The following is a 20438-nucleotide window of genomic DNA, read 5'->3' on the forward strand; positions in this document are numbered from 1 at the left end:
CCGGCGGCCTGTTTTTATACAAACAACAGTGAAATGAGACAGCTTGCGCCGAATAAAAGGAGCACGAGCATGAAAAAGAACCAGTCGGCGCGGCGCACAGTAACCGTTCTGTAAAACGTGCGGTTTCGGCTCCCTGTAAAGCCTTTAGATTCCATTGCGATCGCTGTGCGTTCCGCCTTTCTGATGGCGCCTGCCAAAAGCGGGATGGTAAAGCGCCTGAAGGCAAAGAGCTTTCCTTTCAGCCCGGAATCAGATGCCGCGCCTCTGATTCTGTGCGCCTGTCTGATAATCACGATTTCATCTTTCAGAAGAGGAAGAAACCGGAACCCGGCGATCACGCCGTAAGCAAGCTTCGGCGGGAGCTTACATTGCTGAATCAGACTGAGCATAAACAGAATCGGATCGGTTGTGAAAAGAAACATCATCGACAAAGCGGAAAAACATAAAATACGAAACGCGATAGAAATCCCGAGCGCCGCATTATCACTGTTGACGGCAATCGGTCCGAGCTTAAACAGCAGATTGCTTTCGGTTGTCGGGACGTTTCCGAATACGGCGGCTGTCCATAAAGAACCGAAGGCAAGAATGACAAACGGAACCGTAAACAGCAGCCATTTTTTCAGCGGCACACGTCCCGCCAAGAGGACGCCTCCGGCAATGATAATATAAAACAAAGCAGGCGTGTACGGGTTATAAATAAACGAAAGCATAATGACGCATAACAAAACAGCCGCCGCCTTAATTGACGGGTTAACAGCCTCCAGCCGCAGGTTCATTTCTCCGCCTCCTGTCGTGTTTCATCCATTCATACCGCAGGGGCAAAGCTAAATGCGTCCGCTCCGCGATTCCGATATGATCAGAAAACAATGAGTCGGGCGTTCCGCGGTACACAAGCTTCGTGCCGCAGAGCACAACGATCGTATCGGCATAATCTGAGACGAGCTCCATATCATGTGTCACCATTAAAACGGCCGTTCCTTCCTTTTGGATCTCCTGAAGCATCAGCATGCACTCACGCGCCGTTTTTGCGTCCTGCCCGAAAGTCGGTTCATCAAGCAGCAAAACTTTCACCTGATGCATAAGCATCGTGGCGACGCTGAGCCTGCGTTTTTGTCCTTGGCTTAAAGAGAATGGATGCTGTGAGGCATAGCGTCTCAGGCCGAACCGGGTTAAGAGCTGAAGAGCTTTCTCCTTTGCGGCTTGACCGTTTTCAAAGCCGAACAGCAGCTCTTGAATGACGGAATCTGTGACAAACTGGTGTTCAGGATTTTGGAAAACATACCCCATCAGCCGCCGAAGCTCTTTTTCCGAATAGGAATCTACCGGTCTGCCGTCTATTTTGATGTCTCCGCTCACAGGACGGATGAGCTTGGCCGCGGCGGACAGGAGCCTTGATTTTCCGGTTCCGTTAGGGCCGGCAATCGCGGTGATTGACCCTTTTTTTACGGAAAAGCTCACGTCCTGAAAAATGATGTCCGTTCCTCTTATGAATGACAGCCCGTGAACACTCAGCGCGTCCTCTGCCGAAAGCGCGGCGGGCCGGGGGCCGGGAAAGGGCGGTACAGGTTCTTGAAACAGTCTTTCTTTGCACAATGTAAAAGGAATGCTGACGTGCTCCTGCAATGAGATCACCCGCGGAATCGGAATGCCGAGCTGTGTCAGCTCTTCAAGTTTTGTTTCAAAGATCGCGCCCGTCTCTCCGTCCATCACTTTCTGACCCGTTCCGTCAAGGACAATTGTCCTGTCCATCCACGGCGCCCAATGATCAAGCTGATGCTCGATAACAAGAAGTCCGAAGCCTTTTTGGGCCTGCAGTTCTTTGATCAGCCACACCAATTCACGCACGGAATATGGATCAAGCTGTGCCGTCGGTTCGTCTAAAATAATGAGTTCCGGTTCCATCGCAATGATACAGGCGAGCGCGACCTTTTGTTTTGAACCGCCTGACAGCGAGGCGATCGTCCGTGTTTTCAGATGAGTGATTTCTAATTTTTCCAAAACGTCCTCAATAATTGAGTCCATCTCTTCTTTTGTATATTGCAAATTTTCCAGACCGAAGGCGATTTCATCTTCAACCGTCAGCATGCAAAACTGCTGATCCGGATCTTGAAACACGACGCCGATGGATCGGGCGGCGGGTTCTGACAGGTCCGAAAGAGGTGTTCCGTATAAGGAAACGGTTCCCGTTTGAACCGCATCGCAAGCTTCCGGGTACAGACCGTTTAAACAAAGTGCGAGCGAGCTTTTGCCGCATCCGCTCGGCCCGAGCAATAAAACCCGTTCTCCTTTGCGGAGCTGAAATGACACGTCTTGAAAAACCGGCTTCTCATCCTGCTCATAAGAAAAGGTAAGACGGCGGGCTGATAGAAGGGGTTCAGATGCCTGCATCTTGATTCACCTGTTTCTTTTTCTTCTTGAATTCTTTTCCGAGCGCCATGCCGTTCAGCACCCCTGTGTAAGCCAGCGCATCACTGATTGCTTTGCCGAGAAGGCCGGCAAGAAGCGCACCTGAGACCAGGCGGATGAGAAGCATGACGGCTAATAAACCCGGATTCAAAACAGAGTATCCGGAAATGAACAAGTCATAAATGAAGCTCGCAACAGAAGACCCCATACCTGATAAAAGGAGCACGGGCAGGGTATACACCCGCCAGCGTGTCGCAAAAAAGACCGCTTCCGCACCGATTCCCTGCGCGATGCCGATCAGAATCACCATCGGCCCTGACGGATTTCCGAGTAAACACTCCACAAACGCGGCGATGATTTCAGAAATGAGCGCCGCTCCCGGTTTTTGAATAATGTAGGCGGCAATCACCGAGACGATAAACCAAATACCGTAAATCGGTTCGTAGCTCATCCGGCCGAAAAACCCTGCCGCTATATTGCTTGCATGAGTTGATAATAAATAAACGACAGCAAATACAACACTGATGACGGACATGACGACAATTTCTCTCATTTTCCAATTTTTCATTGTGATCTCCTGCTTTCTTATCGGATAGTCGTATGTATGAAAGAGTTGATTTTACGAAAGACGATTGGTCGTAAGTTTCATATTGCAGTGTCCTCCCCCGTTTTTTAATGAAAAATAAAAAACTGCATATCCGAGGGAATATGCAGCAGCAGAACGAAAACGCATGGAAAAAACCCTGCGCTCCGGTCAATCTGCACTTCCCCACGCTGGTATTATCCAGATCGGGTTATAAGGGATCAAAACACGCCTGCCGCATGTTTTATCTCAGCCGATAACAGCACCCCTAGTGCGTTTCCTATACAGTTTTTTATGATGACATCATCATAGTTGATCATGTCTGATTTGTAAACAGCCTTTCTCTAAACAGAGTTTGGAATCGGACCGGAAGATCATTCATAAAGATAAGAAGAGCCCTTTTGATCAAAAGGAAACGGAGGACATCTATGTTTGTTCATACAGTGCAGTCTGGCGACTCGTTATTTTCCATCAGCAGAAAGTACGGATACCCTGTTGACAGCATCAGAAGCGTCAATGGGCTTGAGGAAACGAATATCGTACCGGGGCAGGCGCTTTTGATCCCTCTTAATGAATATACGGTTCAGCCGAATGATACGTATGCCGTTATCGCAAGTAAAACTTATGTGCCGCAGATGCAGCTGATGCAGGCAAACCCGGATATTCCGCCGAACCGGCTGCGGCCGGGTGTGAAAGTGAGAATTCCGGATATCTCCAACTATCTGGCGGGAACCCTCCAATTTTATGTCATTCGGACACCTGAAGCGGACAGAGAGCTCATTAATGATTTTGCACCCTATTCATCGGCGATTTCTTTGTTTGAATATCATTTTGGCCCGAACGGAGATATCATGAATGATTTAAACGACAGAACCGCGATAGAAACCACATGGCAAAACAGGGTGCGGCCGCTTGCGGTTATCACGAATCTGACAGAAGGAGGGTTCAGCCCGGAATTAGCCCATCAAGTCCTGCAGAACCCGACGGCGAGAACGAACCTCGTCAATAATATCGTCTACCTGACCGTAAGAAAGGGATACGGCGGTGTAAATATTGATTTTGAACGGATCAGGGAAGCCGACCGGGACCTGTTTACAGGATTTCTCCGGCAGTTAAAAACCAGGCTCTCAGAGCATCAGCTCGCGCTAACGATATCGGTTCCGGCGAAAACAAATGAAGCGGTGCCGTGGCTGAGGGGATATGATTACGGCGGAATCGGAGCCGTCGTCGATTATATGTTCATCATGGCGTACGACTGGCACCATGCCGGCAGTGAGCCGGGACCCGTAGCGCCTTTGACGGAGGTCAGAGAAACCATCCATTTTGCCATCAGCAGGGTGCCGAGAAGAAAGGTGATTCTCGGTGTGCCGCTGTACGGATATGATTGGGTGATTCCGTACCGCCCCGGGACGATCGGATCGGCGATCTCCAATCAGCGCGCCATGGAAACCGCCATGAAATATCAATCAGTGATCCGCTACTCTCAGAGGGATCGCTCCCCTTACTTCCGGTATACGGATGAAAATGGAAGAACGCATGAAGTATGGTTCGAGGATGTGCGGAGCATGAGTGAAAAAATGGTTCTCGTGCGGGAATTCGGACTGCAGGCGATCGGCGCGTGGCAATTAACGCTCGGCTTCAAACCGGGTCCGTGGCTGTTGCGGAACTTTTTCACCATCCGAAAGATATAACTGCATTGTCCCGCTTTTGCGGAGAGTTTTTCTTTCTTATGATAACGGATCTTCTTTTGGACAATCTAAAGTTGAAAAGGAGGTCTGTTCTGTGAAGAAAAGGGAAGAGCAGTATATCAACGAGGCTGAGTATGTACCGCACCCGACAAAAGAAGGGGAATACGCGCTCATGCTGCATGAATCATATCATTTACTTTCAGAAGAAGATGAAAGCGATTTGCCGGAATAAGGGCTTTATGCCTTTATTCCGTTTATTTTATAGGCATATGCTGAAATAACAATTTAAAGGTTGACACATTCCTTTTTTTTCTGTAATCTCAGTGTGTCAATTCAAATAACAACTTCGTTAGGTGAGGCTCCTGTATGGAGATACGCTGCTGCCCAAAAATGTCCAAAGACGCCAATGGGTCAACAGGAATCATCGACATAAGGTGATTCTTAACGCAGCTGGATGATTGTCCTATGCCATACAGTGCTAAAGCTCTACGAATGAAGGCCCCGCACGTTTATTTGCCGTGCTTGTTTTCGCCTTCATTTCGGAAGGTTTTTTTTATGCCTCAAAACGTACATGACTGAGCATGATAAGGAGGTGCGGAGTATGGATTCTCCCCATTCGAGTATGTCAGAAGAAGTACCCATATACAGCCAGATAACCAGTGACGACATGATGAGGAGACAAACCGCCGCACTTCCCTTGACGGACGGCGCGTCTCCGTAAAGGAGGTACGAGTCCCGATGGTCCAAAACATGACCTATGACGAACTCATATTACGCATTATCATTTTATTGCGGGACGGAAAAATAAAAGAATTCCGAAACATGATAGACGAGCTTCAGCCCTATGATATGGCCTTTTTATTTAAAGAAATGCCGGAAAAGCACCGGGCACGCTATCTGTCATATATGACGGTTGATGACATCACCGACATGATCGGAGAGCTGGAGCGGGAATTTCAGCTTGCCGTTCTCCATAAAGTCGGTAAAACGAAAGCCACTCTCGCAATGAATAAAATGGATAACGACGATCTCGCCGCTTTGCTGGAAGAGATGGATGAAGAGCTGAAAGAGCAGCTTTTGTCCAGCATGGAAGCCGAGGAATCAAAGGCCGTACAGCTTTTGATGAACTATCCGCAAGAATCCGCGGGCCGGATGATGACGAACCGCTTCGTCTGGATTCCGCAGCATTATACAGTAAAAGATGCGGTCGTGAAGCTGAAAAGCTTTGCGGAAATCGCAGAATCAATTAACTACTTGTACGTGATTAATGACAGCAAGCAGCTTGTCGGGGTGCTGTCTTACAGAGATTTAATTCTCGGCGAGCCTGACGATAAAGTGCAGGATCTCATGTTTACGCGTGTCATCTCGGCCGGGGTGCTCCAGGATCAGGAAGAAGTCGCCCGGCTGATCCAGCGGTATGACTTTTTAGCCATTCCCATCGTTGAAGAAAATAATGTGCTTGTCGGCATCGTCACTGTCGATGATATTATCGACGTCGTGATTAAAGAGGCTGATGAAGATTACGAAAAATTCGCCGCCTCCGGTAAGGCGATTACATTTGATACGAAAGCGTACGTGGCGGCGTACCGCCGCTTGCCGTGGCTCATTCTCCTTTTGTTTATCGGATTGATTTCCGGAAGCATCCTGAATTATTTTGAAGATACATTGCAAAAAGTGGTCGCCCTCGCATTTTTCATGCCGATGATCGCGGGAACGACGGGAAATACAGGCACACAGTCGCTCGCTGTCGTTATCAGAGGATTGGCTAAAGAAGAAATGAATAAAAAAACCATCTTTAAACTGATTTTCCGGGAATTAAGAGCCGGCATCTACATCGGTATTGTCTGTGCGATTGCGATTACGATTGTCGCAACCGTCTGGCAGAAAGACTTAACGCTCGGTTTTGTCGTCGGTTCATCGCTGCTTGCAACTCTGATTATCGGTACGATGGCCGGAACGATCGTCCCTATTATTCTTCATAAACTGAACATAGACCCGGCGATTGCATCCGGGCCGCTGATTACGACGCTGAACGATATTTTGTCCTTATTAATTTATTTCGGCATTGCAACTGCATTTCTTCATGCTTTATAAAAAAAGGTCCGTCTCATTAGGAGGCGGACTTTTTTTGTCAGCGGTTTTTATATTTAAAATGGGCATTAAGCTGTCCTTCCAGCATTTTCTTGCGGAGCTGCGGGTCGTTTTTGAGGGCCTGCTCTTTTTTGCGCATGTCTTTTAAAATCTCAGCCGTCTGCACGCCGTCCTCACGCTTGTTGGCGATATCCATCAGCCGCTCAACGTCCGCGAAGGAATATTTTCTCGTTCCCCGCGATGAGCGCTGCGGGTAAATTAATTTCCGTTCTTCATAGTATCTGATCTGCCTGACTGACAATCCGGTTAATTCGCTTACAATGCCGATCGAGATTACTTTTTTATCTTTGTAAGATTGTTCGTCTGTCGTCATTTTTCCACCCCTGGATGTCTTTTACTCATATTATATAAGAAAAAAAGAGAAAAAACCTGACGCTTGTCAGGTTTTCTGACGTGAAATAGAAGATTTTAGAAAAAAAGCGTCAGAAAAATTAACAAGGTTAATGCATGGCTCTGTATCCCGTTTTATGCTTACTTTACAGATACAATGAGAGGAAGGATATGAATGGAGAAAGAAAAAGCGGTTTCGCTGGCAAAAGAAATCATTGAATTAGATATGAAACGCGATGAAATGCTGGAGACGTTTATGCAGCTTGCCGGGGAACACGCTTTTCCGCTGCTCAGAGCCGTCCAGAACGGACTTTACCGAAAAACATCATAATTCCACATAAGTTTTACAATGGCTTCATACGTCATTGAAATAAAAGCGGTATTCTGATCATAGAATAACGGAAAACAAAGGAGGGCGTCATGAGTCATTTGTTTCAAAATGCACTGGACAAAGAGAGAAACCATTATTCCAAAAAGCTTCTTCAGATCGGAGTCTATACGAAAGAAATACTGAACTCCATGACAATCACGGAGCTGAGAAAGGAATACGCGTATTTTTTCCGGAACATTCCCTATAAAGAACGAAACCCTTATACAAATTAAATGATGTATAAGGGTATTTTTTTATATAAAAAAGAAGGAATTCTGAAAAACGGCACGAATAGAATATAAAACAAAGAACGATTCTTATGAATTGTAAGGGTTTACATTATTTTTTTATAAAAATCTTAAATACGGGGTAGATATGATGAGATTATCATTTAATGAAGAAGAAGTGATGCGTTCGATGAATTTGTACAAAGTTTTTGCAAGGGCTTTCAAAAGTGTGTCTGAACACAGCATCCGCGACAGTAAAGAACACGGTTTTAATCCGACTGAATTTGCCGTTTTGGAGCTGCTGTATACGAGAGGCCCGCAAAAGCTCCAGCAAATCGGGTCGCGTCTTTTGCTTGTCAGCGGGAATGTCACCTATGTCATCGACAAGCTTGAAAGAAACGGGTTTTTGGTCAGAGAACAAGACCCGAAGGACAAACGGTCTGTTTACGCCCATTTAACTGATAAAGGAAATGAGTATTTAGACAAAATTTATCCGATTCATTCATTGAGAATTGCGAGAGCGTTTTCAGGACTTATGCCTGAGGAACAGGAACAGCTGATCGCCTTATTGAAAAAAGCGGGGATTCACAGCCAGCACTTGCTTTTCCGTTAAAAGAAAGCGGATACAAACACTCTTCTTCAAGGAGAGTGTTTTTTTCTGTCCGACGGTAGAGCCTGAAGCCGATTTTGCATATGCTGATACAGGGCGGCATCATTATTTACCAATCATAATGTGACATGCCCCATGCCAAAATATGAAAGTGCTTTGAATATAAAGAAGGTGAACGTGTGAGAAGCTGTCTGCTGACTATATGGTACTTACTTGATCCGCTTTATTTCTTCTTTACCCGGCTGACGCTGATTGATAAACAGCAATCGAATGTATTCCGCGTTCGTTTGACAAGATATAGAGGGAAAGAGGTCATCCTGAGCGACGGAACCAGAATTAAAAAAAACGACGTGTTAGTCAAGATTCATCTTCATAACGTCAAACTCCTGAAAGAGCTGCAGCCTATTGAAAGCGCGGTCAGAAGGGGGATTATGCTATATCAGAAGGTTTATCAATCCATGCCTCATTTAGCTGATTATATTAACCAGCATAAACGGAAAGACGAGATTAAAGGCGTCGTCGGCATTACGATGCTTCATAAAGGGGCGGCAAGACTCGGATTTGATGTGATAAAGCCGTCCAGCTGCTGCTACAGGCTGTTTAAAAAAGCGGCACATATTCCGATTTTATATTTTACTGAAAAACAGCTCACCCTCAAAAACATTCCTTATTCCTGCTATTTATTCATTTCCAAAGAAAAACTGATGTGCACGTATCAGACTGAAAAGAGCTGACGAAAAGCGTCAGCTCTTTCTCTTGATTTGCTCAAGCACGTTTGAAAGCGGGCCGTCCTGCGGATTCCGGTAAAAATCATAAAACGGATCTCCCTCTGTCCTGACCCGATTCACCACTGTATCAATCGTATAATCATCGGGTGTTAAAGAGGAGTTGACTTCGTTCCAATAAAGAGGGGCGGCAACCGTTCCTAGTTCATTGCCCCGGGTCGAATAAGGAGCGATGATCGTTTTTCCTTCGGCATGCTGCAAATAATCAAGGTAGAGCCTCCCGTTTCGGTTTTTGATAAACCGCTCTGTCGTAAAAAGATCCGGACGCGTCCTGACGCAATAATCGGCGATGAGCATTGTGAACGCACGGGTCTCCTCATAGGTGAATGCTTCCGGTGAAAGCGGGATGTAGAGCTGAATGCCTTTATTCCCGGAGAGCTTCGGGAATGATGTAATGCTGAATGAGTCAAACAGCTGTTTCAGCACATGCGCCGCCTCCACGGCCATAGGAAAATCGTTCCTTGACGGAGGATCAAGGTCAATGACGATTTCTGCGGGCCTTTCAGAATGCACCGTCTGAAACGGAACGTGAAATTCCAGCGCCAGCTGATTGGCGAGCCATAAAAGAGACGGTACGCTGCTGCATACGATGTGTTCGTGGCTTCCGTCAAATACGCTTGAGACGAAGTCAGGCGTGTAATCCGGTTTGTTTTTTTGAAAAAAAGATTCGCCCGGCGCCCCATGCGGATAACGGATCACCGTGACGGCCCGATCTTTGAGAAAGGGCATAAGAAAATCGCTCATCTTCACCATATAGCAAAGGAAATCCTTTTTCTTTTGTTCAGACTTCTTAAAAACGGTCTTGTCCAGGCTTGTGAACTGCAGTTTCGGCGGCAGCGTTTTAGAACGGAGGATAAGCTGCTGATACGTACATTCAGTCCAATCCATTTCAAACTGAAAAGAAACAAAAGATACTTCACGCAGCGTGTCCTGCAATATGGTTAAATACTGCACGGTCATACAGATGGAAGGCTCAAGTATATACTCGCCGCTTTTTTGTTTTTTGCCGTGAGTCTCCATAATGGTTCTGACGGCGTTTTTTTCTTCCGTCTGCATGCCGTGGGAAACGGAAGCGATCGGGACAATGGTGCCGTCTTTTAATACCGAGGCCGTCACATACCCGTTCTTCGGATTAAACCCGGTTAATAGCACATGAGCCGTTTTCATATGTTTATACTTCTGCCAGTCGGGAGACCGTTTATTTTCCGCCCAGCCGCTTGATGCTCTTTTTGCTACTATTCCTTCTCCGTCATGCCGGACGACCTTGTCCCAGAGCGCTTTAAAGTCAGTGTGCTCCGGAATGTACTGAATCGCTTCCTCCGCTAAGTGATGGGGGCTTTTCGGAAGATTTGCTTCTTCAAACAGTTTGAAAAGGGCGCACTTCCGCTTCACATACGGCAATGAGACGGTGCCGGCACCTTCCAGAACCAGGAGATCAAATGCCAGAAAGCGGCACGGCCGTCTATTGGCGGTGGTTTCAATGGCTTCTGCCCGTTTTAAACGCCCGCGGATTTGAATATGTTCAAAGTCCGCTCTGTACGGATTGATTAAATAGACAAGCTCTCCGTCAAGCGTAATGGGGAACCGGTCTTTCATGTGCTGAAAACACCGTGCCGCAAAAGCCGTGATTTCCGGAAATTGATTCGTCAGCGTCTGGCCGTTTCTGCTGGTCAATGTGACGCCGCTTTCGTCTATGCGGAGAAGACAGCGGAATCCGTCATACTTTACCTCATAGCGCCACTCACTGCCTATGGGCGGTGAAGAGGTCAAAATCGGCTGCATCGTCAGCACCATGATTAAGACGTTCCGGCTTTTTGTCTGGTCGTCTTCCGCTTTTTGCCTTCGCCGCCTGCAGGTGCGACGTCTTTTGTCCGTGCTGGTGCAGCCTGCTCGCGATTCGGCCGCTTCGTCCGGTCGATGCTTGCCTGAAGGGCGCTGACAAGATCAATGACATCTTCGCGCGGGCCGGCAGCAGCCGGTGTTACGCCCGCTTCTTCATATTCAAGCTTATCATTAATTTTGGCGAGAAGGGCTTTCCGGTATGTGTCTTCGTATTGCTCTGGCTCAAACTCGGTTGTCAGCTCATTAATTAACGTAATCGCCGTCTGCAGCTCTTTTTCATTAACGGCTGTCTGCTCCGGAACGCCCGGCACATGTCCGGCGTTTCGGACTTCATCCGGATAATGAATGGATTCCATCACGATGCAGTTGTTATACACCCGAAGAATCGCAAGCTGCTGCTTAGAACGGATCGTAATAGAGGCAATCCCGATTTTACCGGTCGTCCTCAGCGCTTCCCGCAAAAGTGTATAGGCTTTTGTGCCGTTGTCTCCAGGGCCGACATAATAAGACCGGTTAAAATAAATCGGATCAATCTCTTGCAACTGGACAAAGTCAACAATCTCAACCGCTTTTTCTTCGTGTTCCTGTTTTACGTCTTTCAGGTCTTCGTCTGTCAAAATGACGTATTTTCCCTTTACATACTCATAGCCTTTAACGATCTCATCCGGCTCCAGACTCTTTTCACACCCGGTACAGATCTTTTCGTATTTAATCGGCGCATGATCTTCTTTATGAAGACTGCGGAATTTTATATCTTTATCTTCAGTGGCCGCAAAGAGCTTGACCGGGATATTGACGAGGCCGAAACTGATCGAACCCTTCCACATCGTGTGCATGAATAAAAACTCCTTTTTTCTTTATTGTGGATAATCGGGTCCGTTCCATGTGTAGAAACTTATGGGTGGCGCGGCGCTTCATTGAGGAGCCGTTCAATCTCCTCAGGAGGCAATGGCCTGCTGAAATAGTATCCCTGAAGAAAATCGCATCCTTTTTCATCTAAAATCTTTTTTTGCATCGCCGTTTCAACCCCTTCAGCAACGACTAAAAGAGAAAGCTGATGGCCCATGGCAATAATGGCGCCGGTGATCTGCGCAGATTTAGGATGTGTCTGGAGATCATCTATAAATGATTTATCTATTTTCAATCTGTGAATCGGAAAGTCCTTCAAGTAGCTGAGAGAACTGTGACCCGTTCCGAAATCATCGATGCTTACACTGATTCCCAGCTCAGTTAGTGCGGTAAGCACTTTTTTGCTGTGCTCGTGATCCTCCATTGTCATGCTTTCGGTCACTTCTGCTTCAATCAGCCGGGGAGGAAGCTTGTAATGGGAAAGTGTTTTCTGAATAAACGGAACCAGTTCTTCTGATTGAAACTGTTTGGCCGAAATATTAATGGCGACTGGAAGATGGTATCCTTTTTCATGCCACTCCTTCGCCTGCCGGCACGCCTCGGTGATGATCCATTTGCCGAGGTCAATAATCAGCCCGGTTTCTTCGGCGGCCTGAATAAAGTCTCCGGGATTCTGCAGTTTCCCATCCGCGCCGGCCACTCTCAGAAGCGCTTCAGCTCCCGTGATGAGCTGATCAGAAGAGCTGTATTGAGGCTGATAATGAAGGACGAACCTTTTTTTCTCAATCGCTTCTCTCAGCTCCATCTCAAGCCGAAGCTTTTTCGCTTCTTTTTCTCCGATTTGGGCAGAATAATATTTGTATTTGCTTTTGTTTCGGTCTTTGCAGGCGTACATCGCCATATCGGCTTTTTTCATCAGTTCCATTCCGTCCGACCCGTCTTTTGGAGAGACAGCGATTCCGATGCTGACGGAGGTGATCAGCTCATGCTCCTGAATGGTAAACGGTTTTTCGAACTGCAGGATGATCTGTTTTGCTAAATCATCAATGTCATCATTCTCAGAAGGGACGTCAGTTAAAATAATAATAAATTCATCACCGCCAAGACGGGCGATAAAACCATTATCCGGGATGATGGAGGAGAGCCTCTGAGCCGCTGATTGAAGAAGTCCGTCTCCGGCATTGTGCCCGAGCGCATCGTTAATAATTTTAAACCGATTTAAATCGAGAAAGAACACAACGGTCAAGCGTCCGAATGAATGATCTCTTTCCAGAACTTCTGTCAACCGCTGAACGGCATGCCGGCGGTTCGGCAGGTCTGTCAAAGAATCATAATGCGCCATACGGTGAATGTCCTTCTCGGCTTTCCGCTGTTTGGTCATGTCTTTGCAGATGACATATACACTGTCCAGTCCGTTATCGACCAAAACAGGGATAAAGGTAACATTAATATAAAATAAGCCGACGTCTGTTTTCAGATCAGCATCAATATGCAGGGCCTGCTGTTCTTTTTTTACTTGTTTAAAATAGGCTTTCAGCTGTCTACTGATATGCCGGCGCCAATTTTGGCTGTCCAGTCCGAAATTGTGTTTCATCTCGGCTCCTGCTTCATTAGAGTAAAGAATTTTACCGTCAGGAGATAGGATGAAAATAGGGTCAATATTATGATTGATTAATGATTGGAACCGCTGTTCATGGTCTTTCATCCGTTCATTGTGGCGGAAAAATTGACGATCGAAATGTGAGCTGAAAAACAATAACATCTGAAAACAAAAGATGATCAGCGTAATAAAAACAGACCAATGAAACGAATGAATTTCCATATCGTTTTCCGGCTTGCTCATGTCTTCATAAAATGAGGCAGCCATCATTCCGGTATAATGCATCCCTGAGACGGCCGCGCCCATGAAAACAGAACCGATGATTTTGTGAAAAGTAAAAGGTTCCGTCGGTTTTTTCGCTGCCAAACCGAAAAATACTTTCAGCGAAATGAAAGAAGAAGCCATGGCAATCAGAATAGACATACAGAACAAAAAGGGATTATACATAATCATTACCCGGGAAATGGCCGACATTCCCATGTAATGCATGAGAGAAATTCCCGCGCCCATAAAAACAGATCCGGTAATCAGCCGGCTGAATGTTAAGATTCTCCGGCTGACAATGTATAAAGCCGCAAAAGATCCGGAAATCGCGGCGGCTGCAGAAAAGAACATCGGCACAGCTTCATAATTCATATGCATGTTCATATAAACGGCAAGCATTCCGACAAAGTGCATTGACCATATGCCGAAACCCATGATAACTGAACCCGCAAACAGCCACAGCTTACTGTGAATCCCTGTTTTGAACGTTATTTTTCTGGAAATTTCAAGTGAAGTAAACGCCGCCAGACAAGCAATCAGGATGGATAGCCCGACAAGCGGGACATTGTATTGTACATGTAATTCCAAAAGATGATTCCTCCTACTACTACCGATCTGAAACGATCCTCATTTATATCGGCGCGGCATAAAAATATTTCAGTTTCGAGGTTTTGTGTTAAAATGATTCTTAAGATTCAGAATACAGAATGCCTGGAGTGATAAATCATCGAGGGTTTTATCATATCAATAATAGAAGCGTTTAAAAGCTTATCCTACGCCGGAATTTTTTTGGCGCTGAGTATAGAATTCATCCCGGCGGAAATTGTACTTCCGCTTGCGGGCTACTGGGTGTCAAAAGGGGATATGACGCTTGCCGGAGCCGTGTTTGCCGGATCGATCGGCGGTGTTTCGGGTCCGCTGGTCTTATATGGAATCGGAAGGCTGGGAGGCCGGCCGTTTTTGCTGAAGTATGGAAAGTATGTATGGATAAAACCTGAATCGCTTCAGAAATCAGACCATTTCTTTCAGAAACACGGAGGTTTGGTAGCGTTCAGCGGCCGTTTTATACCGGGGGTCAGGACGCTGATTTCTCTGCCGTGCGGAATCGCGAAAATGAATGTCTGGGTGTTTTCTCTTTATACATATGCAGCGATGCTTCCGATTACGTTTGTTTACGTATACCTCGGAATGAAGCTCGGGGAAAATTGGAAAAGCGTCGGTTCCATTCTTGATCAATATATGCTGCCGCTCGGTATATTCATTGTCTTGCTTCTTGTCTTTTATCTGTTTTTAAAGAGAGGAAAGCAACGGGATAAAACAGAAAAAATTTCTCAATTTGTTAAAAAAGTTAAGCGTTGACAAATGATGAAACAGGCTTTATCATGAGCGTATAAACAAAATATTTCTTGAAATCCCAAAGGGGAGTAGCGTCCGGATGTTCCGGAAACAAAGTCGTCAATTCATGGATCATATCCATCGGCTTTGTTGGCATGCCAATCATTCATGTCTAGCAAGACCTTTGCCTTATATCGGCAAAGGTCTTTTTTGCGTAAAAAAACGCCGGTATAAGCTCGGATGATAGAAATGAAACGGAGGGAATGGATTGGACTTTGCATTATTATTGGAGTATGGATGGGTTCTTCTCGTTTTAATCGGGCTGGAAGGGATTTTAGCGGCGGATAACGCGCTGGTGATGGCTGTGATGGTGAAGCATCTTCCGGAAAAACAAAGGAAGAAGGCTTTATTTTACGGATTGGCGGGCGCATTTATTTTGCGTTTCGGGTCGCTGTTTGCCATTTCTTTTCTGGTGAATGTCTGGCAGGTTCAGGCCCTGGGCGCCTTATATCTCCTTTACATCGCGGTCAGTCATTTGCTGAAGCGGTATGTATTCAAACATAGCACAGGGCAGAAAACGCAGAAAGAGAGCGGGTTTTGGCAGACTGTATTGAAAGTGGAGCTGGCTGACATCGCTTTTGCCGTTGACTCCATTTTAGCGGCGGTCGCGCTTGCCGTAACGCTTCCGGAAACGCCGCTTCCTGCCATCGGCGGCTTGGATGGCGGTCAGTTTCTCGTTATTTTAGCCGGCGGTGTTATCGGTTTAATCATCATGCGCTTTGCAGCGTCAATGTTTGTTTCCTTATTAAAAACCAGGCCGGGCCTTGAAACGGCGGCATTTGTTATTGTCGGGTGGGTAGGCGTGAAGCTCGCTCTTTATACTCTGGCTCATGAGGAACTCGGCGCCATTCCGGCGGATGTTATTCATTCTGCGGCTTGGAAAATCATTTTCTGGACGGTTTTGGCAGCCATTGCGGTTTGCGGATGGTTTATGTCAGGAAGAAAACAAATAGAGCAGGACGCGGCATCGGCGGAAAGAGAACATGCATAAAAGGAATCTTAAAGGGACTGTTTTTTCAAAAAACAGGTTCCCTTTTTTATTTGAAACGCTTACATTTAAGACATATGATAACAATTTTATAACAGCCTTGTTACAAAAAACATAGAGAAAACCCCCTTAATTCTGCCCGAGCGCACGAAATCATGTATAGTACGTCTTATTGGCTTGTCATAATTGAGACAAATGAAATCGATTTCTCTTTTTCTTCCTTTGCGAATCCCTACTAAATTAGCTATGATTATGAGTAGTTATAGGGAGGAACTGAGGTGAAACCAGTGCTTAGCCTTTTGTTTAAATTGGGAAAAAAGAAGCAAACGCTTGAAACATCTGTTGAAAAAATACAAAAAGGCGACAAAGATCTGCAGAACGATTTAATACAGCAATATAAGCCTTTTATCGCGAAGACGGTTTCATCCGTTTGTAAACGATATATAGATGAAAAAGACGACGAATTCAGCATCGGGCTGATCGCGTTTAACGAAGCCATTGAAAAATATTCGGCTGAAAAAGGTAATTCGCTGCTTGCATTTGCAGAGCTGATTATAAAAAGAAAAGTAATAGATTATATCAGAAAAGAAGCAAGAGCCGCCCAGCATATCAATATGGATGTGCAGGAAGGCGACGACCAGGAGTCTTCGCAAAGCCTTATTGAAGCGGAGCTTTCCATTGATGAATACCGCAAACAGATAGAACAGGAGCAGCGCCGGGAGGAAATTCTTTTTTTTCAGAAGCAGCTGCAACAATACGGTCTGTCTTTTAAAGAGCTGCTGGAACAATCGCCGAAGCATACAGATGCGAGGCAAAATGCGATTAAGGTAGCCTACACGCTTGTGGAAAATGAAGAGCTGGCGTCTATTTTGCACCAGAAGAAACAGCTTCCGGTCAAACAGCTGGAGCAGCTCGTGTCGGTCAGCAGAAAAACGATCGAACGGAACCGAAAATATATCATCGCCATGAGTATTATTATTTCCGGTGATTATATTTATTTAAAAGATTATCTTAAAGGGGTGTTGCACTCATGAGAAGAGGGATCATAGTAGAGAAAAATAAAAAATTCGTCACGTTGCTAACCCCTGACGGACAATTTTTGAAAACAAAAAATGATCACCGTGCTTGTGAAATTGGAGAGGAAATTACGTTTGAAGGCGAAACGCGTATGGGAAGAAGGGCCAGCTTTTTTGATTTTCTGAAACTGCGCCCTTTTAAATTGGGAGTGTTTACAATGACTGCTATTATCCTATTTATTTTAATCATGCTCCCGGTTTTTTCTGATAACAAAGCTTACGCGTATATGACGCTTGACATTAATCCAAGCATTGAAATGGCTTTAAACAGCAAATACGAAGTCATTGAACTCACACCGCTGAACCATGACGCCCAAAAGGTCATAAGTGACATCGGAGACTGGAAAAGCAGCGATTTTAAGGAAGTCATCAGTAATATTATTACCGATTGCAGCAAGCATGGATATGTAAAGGAATCAAAAGAGATTTTAATTTCCACGGTTTACGAAAATACAGATGACAATACATATAAAAAAGGCGTTAAAAAACAGCTGGCTGACATGACTGAAAAATATAAGGGCACCTACCAGCTTCAATCTCTTGAATCAGATATGGAAACAAGGGAAAAAGCAAAACAGGAAGGGATGTCAACAGGCAGCTACATAAGAAGAAACGAAAAGAAAACAGAAGATAAACAGCCTGAAAAGAAAACCGACGATAGTGAAAACGAACAGAAAAACACTGAAACAGATACCGATCAAAATAAGCAGCCGGACACAGAAATACCGGCGGCTGATGACAACACGGCTCCTGATGAAGAAAAGGCAGCAGAGCAGCCGGAAAACAATGAAACAACGCCCGGCACGGAAGATGCGAAGCCGGACAGTCAAGACGGCAATCAGCAAAACGAAAAAAATGCAGTTTCCGGATCAGAGGAAAATACTCAGAAGGAACAAGATGGGGAAACAGAGCAGCCCCCAACACAAAATCCTCAGGACAACGGAAATGACAAAGAGCCTAAGCAGAGGTATAACAATCATTACTGGAATCATGAACGAAATGAACATTGGGAATCCTATCGGCGCCATGAAGATCCGTCAGACCGAAGGAACCCGAACGGCTACCGGCACGGAAGGGAGAATGCCGATAAACATCAAAATTCGCCGAGAAATCCCGGCGAATAAGCTGCATTATTGAGTTTTGCCGTTTAATTGTGATTGAGCCTGCTGTACAAGCCGCTTTGTCATTTCCCCGCCTACAGAGCCGTTTGCACGTGCTGCTGTATCAGAGCTAAGGTTCACGCCGAATTCTTGAGCCACTTCGTATTTAAATTGGTCAAGTGCCTGCTCAGCCCCTGGAACTAAGAGTTTATTTCTGCTCGCCATCTTTTTCATCTCCTTTTCTCTGGCAAGATGTTTTTACGCGTTTTAGTTTCAAACGGAACGGTATTGATTATGCTGGCAATTGTTGTGCACCTGAAAAAACCCCGGCGCAGACACCGGGGCAAAAAACGAATGAATTATAATAAATGGCTGGTCATTTTGTAGGCGGAGGCTTGGATATGGAAAGTCAAGACGGAGAGCACGGTAACCGCGAGTATGGACCTGATATTGTTCCATTGCCCGCTTTCGAGTTGTTGAAAGCAGCCTCTGAGCTTGTCCGTCTGCTGTTCAACGAGCTCCTGCAGGCTCGTTTCCTTCATCGGCGGGTTTGTCTTATGATGAAGATAATCAATCACCTGGGCGCAGCTCTCATAATAGCTGATCGGGCTGATGACGTCATCTGATCTGTCGGTGATCGTGTTAAAAGCGATTTTTAATATGGCGCGTATATGTTCGAAGTCATAAATTGATTTTAAATCACGTACAATGAGAAGGATGACAGCTTGTTCAATTGTATATTTTTTTCCGAGTAAAGGGTGTCCGATTAAATCTTTAATATCGCGCTTCACCCAGTTTTGAACAGCGGTTGATTTTAAAGACGTCAGCTCGCACAGGTTTCCCAGCTCGACAATCTCGTTTGTTGAAAGCCCGTATTCCTTTTTCTCTTTTTTTCGTTCGAATCTCGTCAGAAATTCAGGGATGTGCAGCCGGCTTTCCGCTTCATCCAATGTCATGTCCGCTGATTGCAGTAAGATTTGGAGAGGGGTTGCGTCTCCTTGGCCTTTTAACGCGTAAAGAAGCCGCACCATATCGGTTCGGGTCAGTTTAAACGTGTTCATGATTCACCTCTGATTGATTACGTGTTCACTTTCTTATATCACTGAGAATTACATTAACATCATACGTCGAAATTGTTGCATTTTCAAACAGATCATTTATAATTTAATTAAATAAGTTCTTTTGATCTTAAAAAAGACGGAGGTAATTATGGCGAAAAGAATATTTCTGTTTATTTTAACGAACCTTTTGGTCATTACGACAATCGGAATTGTGCTTACGATTATTACAAGCGTTACCGGTGTCGGCTCGTATATACAAAATGGCCGCGTCGATCTGATGGCATTGCTCGTGTTCAGTCTTGTCGTCGGTTTTGTCGGTTCTTTTATTTCTCTCGGTATGTCCAGATGGATGGCAAAAACGATGATGGGCGTCCGTGTGTTAAATCCGAAGAAGCAGTCACTCAGCTATGAAGAGCAGCAATTGGTTGACCGTGTGCACAGATTGTCCCGTGCAGCAGGGATGACGAAAATGCCTGAAGTCGGCATTTATCATTCACCTGAGGTCAATGCCTTTGCGACCGGGCCTTCTAAGCGCCGCTCGCTTGTCGCGGTTTCCTCAGGTTTATTGCAGCAGATGGATGATGCTGCGGTGGAAGGGGTTCTTGCCCATGAAGTCGCACACATTACAAACGGTGACATGGTCACGATGACGCTGCTTCAGGGAATCGTCAATACGTTCGTCGTATTCCTTTCCCGTATCGCGGCATGGATTGCGAGCCGCTTTGTCAAAGAAGATCTCGCGCCGGTCGTGCATTTTATCGCGATGATCGTGTTTCAGATTATTTTTTCCATTCTCGGCAGTCTTGTCGTCTTCGCATATTCGCGTCATAGAGAGTTCCACGCTGACCGCGGCGGTGCCGACCTTGCCGGAAAGGATAAAATGATTCACGCCCTGCGTACGCTGAAGTCTTATACGGGACATGTGAATGAAGAGGACCAGACGGCGGTGCAGACGTTAAAAATTAACGGCAAAAAGCATTCGTCACTGTTCTCCACACACCCTGATCTGGATGAGCGCATCCGCAGGCTGGAAGCCAAATAATCAACAAAACCTCTGACAATCATTTCAGAGGTTTTTTGTTTAAAGATCGGCAAATTACATAAGGTAATGAA

21 protein-coding genes and 2 riboswitches are annotated in these 20438 nt (G+C 45.7%); of the genes, 12 read left to right on the forward strand and 9 right to left on the reverse strand.

All coding sequences use genetic code 11. The features are described from left to right. Positions 1–14: 14 nt before the first annotated feature. From ICW23_RS02295 to ICW23_RS02305, 3 genes are read right to left on the reverse strand one after another with little or no spacing between them, the layout of a single operon-like run. Positions 15–776 (reverse strand): energy-coupling factor transporter transmembrane component T family protein, encoded by a 762-nt coding sequence (locus ICW23_RS02295; RefSeq protein WP_188153979.1) that lies wholly within the window; start codon positions 774–776, stop codon positions 15–17. After that, positions 751–2388: an ABC transporter ATP-binding protein gene (locus tag ICW23_RS02300; RefSeq protein WP_188153980.1), complete on the reverse strand. Its 1638-nt coding sequence runs from the start codon at positions 2386–2388 to the stop codon at positions 751–753. Before ICW23_RS02300 ends, ICW23_RS02295 begins: the two co-directional genes overlap by 26 nt. After that, positions 2375–2974, reverse strand: coding sequence for an ECF transporter S component (locus tag ICW23_RS02305; RefSeq protein ID WP_016936385.1), 600 nt, complete (start codon positions 2972–2974; stop codon positions 2375–2377). The genes ICW23_RS02300 and ICW23_RS02305 overlap by 14 nt, the downstream gene beginning before the upstream one ends. Before the next feature lie 181 nt (positions 2975–3155). Further along, a riboswitch (TPP riboswitch) is annotated at positions 3156–3269 on the reverse strand. A 148-nt stretch (positions 3270–3417) separates the two neighbouring features. Here ICW23_RS02305 and ICW23_RS02310 point away from each other — a divergent pair. The 3 genes from ICW23_RS02310 (at position 3418) to mgtE (ending at position 6771) form a co-directional block, all read left to right on the forward strand. Continuing rightward, positions 3418–4680: a glycosyl hydrolase family 18 protein gene (locus tag ICW23_RS02310; RefSeq protein WP_099744331.1), complete on the forward strand. Its 1263-nt coding sequence runs from the start codon at positions 3418–3420 to the stop codon at positions 4678–4680. A 91-nt stretch (positions 4681–4771) separates the two neighbouring features. After that, positions 4772–4909, forward strand: coding sequence for a transcriptional regulator SplA domain-containing protein (locus tag ICW23_RS19145; protein WP_116746191.1), 138 nt, complete (start codon positions 4772–4774; stop codon positions 4907–4909). 106 nt (positions 4910–5015) lie between these two features. Then, positions 5016–5181, forward strand: a riboswitch (M-box (ykoK) riboswitch). 234 nt (positions 5182–5415) lie between these two features. Then, the gene (gene mgtE / locus ICW23_RS02320; protein ID WP_045925675.1) at positions 5416–6771 is read left to right on the forward strand and encodes a magnesium transporter; all 1356 of its coding nucleotides are present in this window, start codon (positions 5416–5418) and stop codon (positions 6769–6771) included. Positions 6772–6808: 37 nt separating this feature from the next. Here the strand turns inward: mgtE and ICW23_RS02325 are convergent, their stop codons facing one another. Beyond that, the gene (locus tag ICW23_RS02325) at positions 6809–7141 is read right to left on the reverse strand and encodes a MerR family transcriptional regulator (protein WP_003154734.1); all 333 of its coding nucleotides are present in this window, start codon (positions 7139–7141) and stop codon (positions 6809–6811) included. 192 nt (positions 7142–7333) lie between these two features. Here ICW23_RS02325 and ICW23_RS02330 point away from each other — a divergent pair, with 192 nt between their 5' ends. The 4 genes from ICW23_RS02330 (at position 7334) to ICW23_RS02345 (ending at position 9099) form a co-directional block, all read left to right on the forward strand. Next, positions 7334–7489 carry a hypothetical protein gene (locus tag ICW23_RS02330; RefSeq protein WP_101605506.1) on the forward strand — a complete coding sequence of 52 codons (156 nt, stop codon included), beginning with the start codon at positions 7334–7336 and terminating at the stop codon, positions 7487–7489. Between the two features lie 89 nt (positions 7490–7578). Next, positions 7579–7761: a Fur-regulated basic protein FbpA gene (gene fbpA / locus ICW23_RS02335; protein WP_016936380.1), complete on the forward strand. Its 183-nt coding sequence runs from the start codon at positions 7579–7581 to the stop codon at positions 7759–7761. Between the two features lie 142 nt (positions 7762–7903). After that, positions 7904–8368: a MarR family winged helix-turn-helix transcriptional regulator gene (locus tag ICW23_RS02340; protein WP_007610911.1), complete on the forward strand. Its 465-nt coding sequence runs from the start codon at positions 7904–7906 to the stop codon at positions 8366–8368. 176 nt (positions 8369–8544) lie between these two features. Then, the gene (locus ICW23_RS02345; RefSeq protein ID WP_047475340.1) at positions 8545–9099 is read left to right on the forward strand and encodes a YkoP family protein; all 555 of its coding nucleotides are present in this window, start codon (positions 8545–8547) and stop codon (positions 9097–9099) included. 9 nt (positions 9100–9108) lie between these two features. On the opposite strand, the gene ICW23_RS02350 is transcribed toward ICW23_RS02345, so the two are convergent. The 3 genes from ICW23_RS02350 to ICW23_RS02360 are packed head-to-tail and all read right to left on the reverse strand — an operon-like array spanning position 9109 to position 14293. After that, positions 9109–10944 carry a DNA ligase D gene (locus tag ICW23_RS02350; protein WP_188153981.1) on the reverse strand — a complete coding sequence of 612 codons (1836 nt, stop codon included), beginning with the start codon at positions 10942–10944 and terminating at the stop codon, positions 9109–9111. A 2-nt stretch (positions 10945–10946) separates the two neighbouring features. Next, a complete protein-coding gene (ku, locus tag ICW23_RS02355; protein ID WP_188153982.1) occupies positions 10947–11828 on the reverse strand; it encodes a non-homologous end joining protein Ku in 882 nt (293 codons plus the stop codon). A gap of 59 nt (positions 11829–11887) precedes the next feature. Further along, complete coding sequence (locus ICW23_RS02360) at positions 11888–14293, reverse strand: bifunctional diguanylate cyclase/phosphodiesterase (protein ID WP_188153983.1); 2406 nt, start codon at positions 14291–14293, stop codon at positions 11888–11890. A 135-nt stretch (positions 14294–14428) separates the two neighbouring features. Here ICW23_RS02360 and ICW23_RS02365 point away from each other — a divergent pair, with 135 nt between their 5' ends. From ICW23_RS02365 to ICW23_RS02380, 4 genes are all read left to right on the forward strand, one after another. Next, entirely contained in the window at positions 14429–15064 is a 636-nt protein-coding gene (locus tag ICW23_RS02365; RefSeq protein WP_395941032.1) for a DedA family protein, read from the forward strand. A gap of 244 nt (positions 15065–15308) precedes the next feature. After that, complete coding sequence (locus ICW23_RS02370) at positions 15309–16091, forward strand: TerC family protein (RefSeq protein ID WP_045925671.1); 783 nt, start codon at positions 15309–15311, stop codon at positions 16089–16091. A gap of 275 nt (positions 16092–16366) precedes the next feature. Continuing rightward, a complete protein-coding gene (gene sigI, locus ICW23_RS02375; protein ID WP_045925670.1) occupies positions 16367–17122 on the forward strand; it encodes an RNA polymerase sigma factor SigI in 756 nt (251 codons plus the stop codon). After that, the gene (locus ICW23_RS02380; RefSeq protein ID WP_188153984.1) at positions 17119–18288 is read left to right on the forward strand and encodes an anti-sigma-I factor RsgI family protein; all 1170 of its coding nucleotides are present in this window, start codon (positions 17119–17121) and stop codon (positions 18286–18288) included. Before sigI ends, ICW23_RS02380 begins: the two co-directional genes overlap by 4 nt. A gap of 6 nt (positions 18289–18294) precedes the next feature. Here ICW23_RS02380 and ICW23_RS02385 read toward each other — a convergent pair whose 3' ends face one another. Further along, positions 18295–18489: an alpha/beta-type small acid-soluble spore protein gene (locus tag ICW23_RS02385; RefSeq protein ID WP_013352019.1), complete on the reverse strand. Its 195-nt coding sequence runs from the start codon at positions 18487–18489 to the stop codon at positions 18295–18297. 134 nt (positions 18490–18623) lie between these two features. Continuing rightward, entirely contained in the window at positions 18624–19325 is a 702-nt protein-coding gene (locus ICW23_RS02390) for a DUF1836 domain-containing protein (RefSeq protein WP_188153985.1), read from the reverse strand. Positions 19326–19473: 148 nt separating this feature from the next. Here ICW23_RS02390 and htpX point away from each other — a divergent pair, with 148 nt between their 5' ends. After that, positions 19474–20367, forward strand: coding sequence for a protease HtpX (htpX, locus tag ICW23_RS02395; RefSeq protein ID WP_095240815.1), 894 nt, complete (start codon positions 19474–19476; stop codon positions 20365–20367). The last annotated feature ends 71 nt before the right edge of the window (positions 20368–20438 follow it).

The organism is Bacillus sp. 1021 (assembly GCF_014534735.1).
Classification (GTDB): domain Bacteria; phylum Bacillota; class Bacilli; order Bacillales; family Bacillaceae; genus Bacillus; species Bacillus siamensis.